At 55.0% G+C, this 5,367-nt stretch carries 4 protein-coding genes; 1 reads left to right on the forward strand and 3 read right to left on the reverse strand.

Features of this window, described 5'->3' with window-relative positions; genetic code table 11:
- Positions 1-55: 55 nt before the first annotated feature.
- The 3 genes from pbp2m to HMPREF2920_RS09310 form a co-directional block, all read right to left on the reverse strand.
- Positions 56-1,837, reverse strand: a complete 1,782-nt coding sequence (gene pbp2m, locus HMPREF2920_RS09300; protein ID WP_049172619.1) for a penicillin-binding protein PBP2M — start codon at positions 1,835-1,837, stop codon at positions 56-58.
- A 113-nt stretch (positions 1,838-1,950) separates the two neighbouring features.
- Positions 1,951-2,781, reverse strand: a complete 831-nt coding sequence (locus tag HMPREF2920_RS09305; protein WP_012360808.1) for a serine hydrolase — start codon at positions 2,779-2,781, stop codon at positions 1,951-1,953.
- Positions 2,778-3,638, reverse strand: coding sequence for a LysR family transcriptional regulator (locus HMPREF2920_RS09310; RefSeq protein WP_012360809.1), 861 nt, complete (start codon positions 3,636-3,638; stop codon positions 2,778-2,780). Before HMPREF2920_RS09310 ends, HMPREF2920_RS09305 begins: the two co-directional genes overlap by 4 nt.
- Positions 3,639-3,752: 114 nt before the next feature.
- Here HMPREF2920_RS09310 and HMPREF2920_RS09315 point away from each other — a divergent pair, with 114 nt between their 5' ends.
- Entirely contained in the window at positions 3,753-5,333 is a 1,581-nt protein-coding gene (locus HMPREF2920_RS09315; RefSeq protein WP_016421371.1) for a helicase-associated domain-containing protein, read from the forward strand.
- The last annotated feature ends 34 nt before the right edge of the window (positions 5,334-5,367 follow it).

Genomic DNA, 5,367 nt, shown 5'->3' on the forward strand with positions numbered 1-5,367 from the left:
CCGGAAAAGACACACTTTTCTTTACTTAACCCGTGCTAGAGGTTATGACGCAAGTTTATTGAATTCCAGAGAATTTCTGAACATCCGGCGAGCGAAGGAAACGCCCGGCCATTTCCACAGCTGGCTGAGAAGAATCTCCTTCGATTACAAGGGACGCAATCGCCAATTCCCCTGTCGTTCCAGCGAACCAGCCATTGGAAAGCTTGCCATCAATTTCTGCTGTACCAGTCTTTCCGCCAAGTGCACTAAGATCACTCAACGACCTAGCTGAACCGTGGTCAATTGTTGATTTCATCATCGTCCGGAGGCTTTGAATAGTTGTATCGCTAACATGCTGGTCTGCCTGTTTATTCACTACTGTCTGTTCGCCTTGAATGAGCTGTGGAGGAACAAGCAAGCCGCCGTTAGCGACAGTCGATTGCATGAGCGCAATCCCAAATGGACTAGCTAGAACCTCGCCCTGTCCAATAGAAGCCTCCACACGAGGAGGTCCAGCCGGTGTCCGCGGCACCGAACCAGTAAGTGTGGTCATCCCTGGTACGTCGAAGTCGGAGCCAATTCCGAGTTCTAAAGCAGTCCGTTGCAGATCATCTTCTCCCAAACGATCCGAAATGACCGCTTGGGTTGTGTTACATGATTGGGCGAAAGCTTCTTCCAGTCGAACGCTACCTAGATCGAAGTCATGATCGTTGGGAATCGTGCGTCCAGCGACGGTGATATTGCTAGGACAAGGTAGTTCCTCATCCATGCTGACTGCCCCTGCCTCTAGTGCCGCCGCTGTGGTCACAGTTTTGAACGTCGATCCCGGTGGGAATAGCCCGGTGAGTGCGATTGGCCCTTGGTTATTTGCCTTGTCATTTTGTGCAACGGCAAGGACACCTCCTGTTCTAGGATTGAGCACGACTAGAACTGCGGCACGTTGCTCACTGTCCACTGCTTGTTTTGCTGCGCTTTGCAGTGTGTTATCCAGAGTGGTTGCGATTGGCTGAACTCGGCGAGGCGGCTCAGAGGCTACCGTCGTCATACCTTGTGAACTCTCAGCGCGTATCGACCATCCTGAATTAGCATCGAGCACTGACTCCCAATATTTGTTCAATTCAGCATCCAGCGGAGAGTTAAGAGTTTTGGACACGCTTAAGAGACGCCCCTGCTCCACAGTGGAAATTCCCTCAAAGGTCCTAAGTTGCTCTTGTATCTTCCGGAATTCTTCCTGCCTCAAAGTGAGGAGCACGGTGTCTTCATCCTGAGACTCTCCCAAGGTCTGCTCGATCCACTCCTTAGTCGTTGTGGGAGACACTGGTGCAAAAATCTGGGCCAATTCCTGCGCTCTAGAGGCTATATCTTTGCGACCTCGTACCTGAATAACTTTCGTCCAGGTCATATATTCATTGCCCAAGCGATCTTTAATTGGAAGATCGTACTGTTTATCTTCAGCAAAAAAGAGTGCGGAATCATCGCTCAACTGAGCTTCGAAGATCGAAGGCAACCATTGAGGCTTACCATCCTGTCCACTAAGGACGAGCCGACCATTGCTCTCCAACTCCACACCATCTTTGGACCAAGTCACATGAGTATTCTGCTTTCCATTGGAAATATCAGATTTTTCGATGTTGACCTTCACACCATGAAGTGACTGCCGAAATTCATGAAGGGCGCGCTCCGGGTCTGGATGATCCAGATACCGTGCAGCCTTGCTGTCATCTCCCGCGTTGAAAGCTTTGAGAAATACGTCTGAGTCTGATTCCCACGGTAGAGCTGAACAGCTGCTCAACATCACTGCGGAGAGCGAACAGAGTGCAATCACCGACTGACGGAAACGATTGTGCTTAGTCATCATGGGAGTGACGTTAAGTGAGACGCATTGGATGCCACCAATATCACATAATGCAATTGTCTCATTTCATTCACATATAGGCGATGGTAGAAGTGTGTATTCAAGTGGCAGAAATTCTAACGAAGAGCGTCCACGAGCAGTCTAGCCACTTCGCCAATAGCACCATCGTGAGTACTCATTGCTTGTTCTGGCACCACCTGTTTCAGCATGATGGACACCACAATGGGCTCCTCGCCCTCAACCTGGATAATCGAAGCTTCACCATGGAGAAGTCCTACAGTGCCCGTTTTTCCATAGATATCAACGCCGCTTGGAGGAAAGCCTGAAGGAACACGGTGACGCCACACCTGCAACCCCAAGAGTTCACACATAGATCGACGTACCGCTGCACTATCGTCTTTCCAAACCTGTTCCAAGTCATTAGTTATTTCCGCCAACGAAGAGACTGCAGAAAACGCTATATCTGTACTACTCCCCCCTTGGGATTGAACATATTGACGCAATTGTTTCTCCGCCGTCACTAAGCTATTCCGATCTTGCAAGTCATAATGAGGTGGAAACCGTTTAAGAAATGCTTCTCGAGCCCACGCAGGCAGTAGACGCAAAATCTCGTGGGCGGCCACGTTATCTGACACCGATGCGACTTGTTTCATTAAGTCTCGGAGACTCACGTTCACTGCGTCATCAAAGGCAGCGAACCCATACCCTTCGTAAGTTCCTTTGGACGGTGCAACGTCAACACGAAGACGAGGATCCAGATCACCTCGTTGAATCGCTTCCAAAGTGAGGTGGAGGAGCCGGATTTTATATAAGGATGCCACCGTAATTTTCTCGTCTTGTTTGCGTCCGATAGTCACCCCATCGTGCAGTCGCGATGCACACCACCATCCCTCACACCCCGACCGCGTCAACACGTTTTCCAGGGCCATCTCCATCCGTGCAGTCATTGGTTAATCCTTCGACAAATTCTTTCGGCGACCGCCATGGCCTCGGCGCCATTGTCCATCCCACCTCGGCGAACCACTACATCCACGGAAAAATCGAAACGGGAAGGAAGCTCAATAGCATTGTCAAACTGGTGAAAACCGCGAAATACCAAAGACATCCCCTCCCCTCTTCCAATCAATAAGCCCCTACCTAGAGCATCCTCTGAATCATTAATTTCGCAAGACACACCCGACCGAAATAGCTCTCTCGCCAAACCACTGGCTGCACTTGAATTGTCATTCAGGTTCTCCACCAGCAGATTCAATTGAGACAAGGTCTTATCCAACCTTGAATACCCCGGCGGCACCACTAGATCACGTGACAGAGAAAACTGCCTCGCACTGCGGTGAGTACCCAAGGGAACCGGAGCTTGAACAAGCCCCGCATGAATAGCGCCTTCTTCAACACGGGCAAGAATCTCAACAGAAGGCAGTGACGACAAAACTACTCCATCATGCTGCTGTGCCTTTGCTGCAATACGCGATCCTATCTCGCTTGGAAGCGCACTACTGATGGCCAAACGAAACCCGCTTTGCGCACCACTTCGGATACCGTCAATCATCGAATGCATAGTCTGAAGATCGCGATTAATCACCCGGGCATATGGAAGCAAGGTCAACCCTGCCTCGGTTAGTTTCACTTCCCCCGCCCCTCGGATAAATAGCGGTGTACCTACACCAGCTTCTAAGCGCTTAATGGCATTGGAGACAGGCGGCTGACTCACTCCCAGTCGCGCTGCCGCCGCTGTAAAACTACCGGTCTCCGCTAAAGCCACGAAATACTGCCATTGGCGCAGATTTCCCGTCTGAGCAATCATGGGTCTCAGCATAGTGGAGCACGAGTTCGCACCACTGCAGCGTAAAATGATGTCTTTGGCTTGAGCAACACCGTCGCGGTGGCGTCGATAAACAAAAAGGAAGTGACACACAGCGTGGGCATTGGAAACGGACCGCTCATTGTGCAGTCGGATAAGACCGTGCTGCTGGAAATCGACCACGAACAGGCGCAGGAGGCGCGCACCGCGCTGGCACCGTTCGCGGAGCTGGAGCGCGCGCCGGAGCACGTGCACACCTACCGCATCACCCCGCTGGCGCTGTGGAACGCCCGCGCGGCAGGGCACGACGCGGAGCAGATCATGGACGTGCTGGAAACCTACTCGCGGTTCCCCGCCCCGCAGCCGCTGCTCATCGACATTGCCGACACGATGGATCGCTACGGGCGGCTGAAGCTCATCAAGCACCCAGCGCACGGGCTCGTGCTAGAGACGACGGACAGGGCTGTGCTGACGGAGATCCGGCGTCACAAAAAGATCAAGCCCATGTTGGGCGCAGAGATCGACGAGGACTCGATCGTTGTGCACCCTTCCGAGCGCGGCAGGCTCAAGCAGGAACTGCTGAAGGTCGGCTGGCCCGCAGAGGACCTGGCGGGATACGTCGACGGCGAGGCACACCCCATCGAGCTGTCGCAGGAACACGAAGAATGGCAGCTGCGCGACTACCAGGAGATGGCGGCCGATAGCTTCTGGGAAGGCGGCTCGGGCGTGGTAGTGCTGCCATGTGGTGCGGGCAAGACGATGGTCGGCGCGGCCTCGATGGCCAAGGCAAAGGCCACCACCCTGATCCTGGTGACGAACACCGTCGCGGGCAGGCAGTGGAAGGACGAGCTAGTGCGCCGCACCTCCCTGACGGAGGATGAAATCGGCGAATACTCCGGAGAGAAGAAGGAGATCCGCCCCGTGACCATCGCCACCTACCAAGTGGTCACGCGCAAGTCGAAGGGCGAATACCGGGCGCTGGAGCTGTTCGACTCCCGCGACTGGGGCTTAATCATTTACGACGAGGTTCACCTGCTGCCTGCCCCGGTGTTCCGCATGACCTCCGACCTGCAGTCTCGCCGCCGTCTGGGGCTCACCGCCACCCTGGTGCGCGAGGACGGCCGCGAAGGCGACGTATTCAGCCTGATCGGGCCGAAGCGCTATGACGCCCCATGGAAGGACATCGAGGCCTTCCTGGATCGCATGTCCCCCGGCGGTCTCTCGTCCGTTCCCCAGTCCCTGCGGTATTTGATTGACGACGCCACCAGGGCATTCCAGCAGGGCTCCGCCACCGAACCCCACTCGGCTCGTGTCCCGTCTCGCGTGGATACTCCCCAGCGCAACATCATGGACATCACTGGGGACTCCACCGAGATCGCCTCGGAGATCGACGGCGCCGTGGAGGGTTTTCGCCGCGCCCACGACCAGGCCATCGCCGTGGACCCGGCGGACGGCACGAAGGCCTCGGACACCCGGACCTTCCGCTCGCCGCGGGAGATCATGTCCGAGCTGCGCCGCGCCTATACCGCGGGCACACAGGTGCGCCTGCACTACGTGGACTATGCGGGTGCCACCAGCCATGACTGGATCTCCATCGTGATGATGACCCCCTCCACCATCTCCGCGGTGCTCGAATCCACCGGGGAGAGCCTCACGATCCAACCCCACCGCATCGCTGCGGTGGACGTGCCGTGCTAGAGGGTTAAGTAAAGAAAAGTGTGTCCGCATGCCA

This window comes from Corynebacterium sp. HMSC075F02 (genome assembly GCF_001838335.1).
Taxonomy (GTDB): domain Bacteria; phylum Actinomycetota; class Actinomycetes; order Mycobacteriales; family Mycobacteriaceae; genus Corynebacterium; species Corynebacterium jeikeium_D.

What these genes read in the sequence shown, in the direction of transcription:
- pbp2m (WP_049172619.1), bottom strand. Translation starts at nt 1,837, where the DNA reads ATGATGACTAAGCACAATCGTTTCCGTCAGTCGGTGATTGCACTCTGT.
- HMPREF2920_RS09310 (WP_012360809.1), bottom strand. Translation starts at nt 3,638, where the DNA reads ATGATTGCTCAGACGGGAAATCTGCGCCAATGGCAGTATTTCGTGGCT.
- HMPREF2920_RS09305 (WP_012360808.1), bottom strand. Translation starts at nt 2,781, where the DNA reads ATGACTGCACGGATGGAGATGGCCCTGGAAAACGTGTTGACGCGGTCG.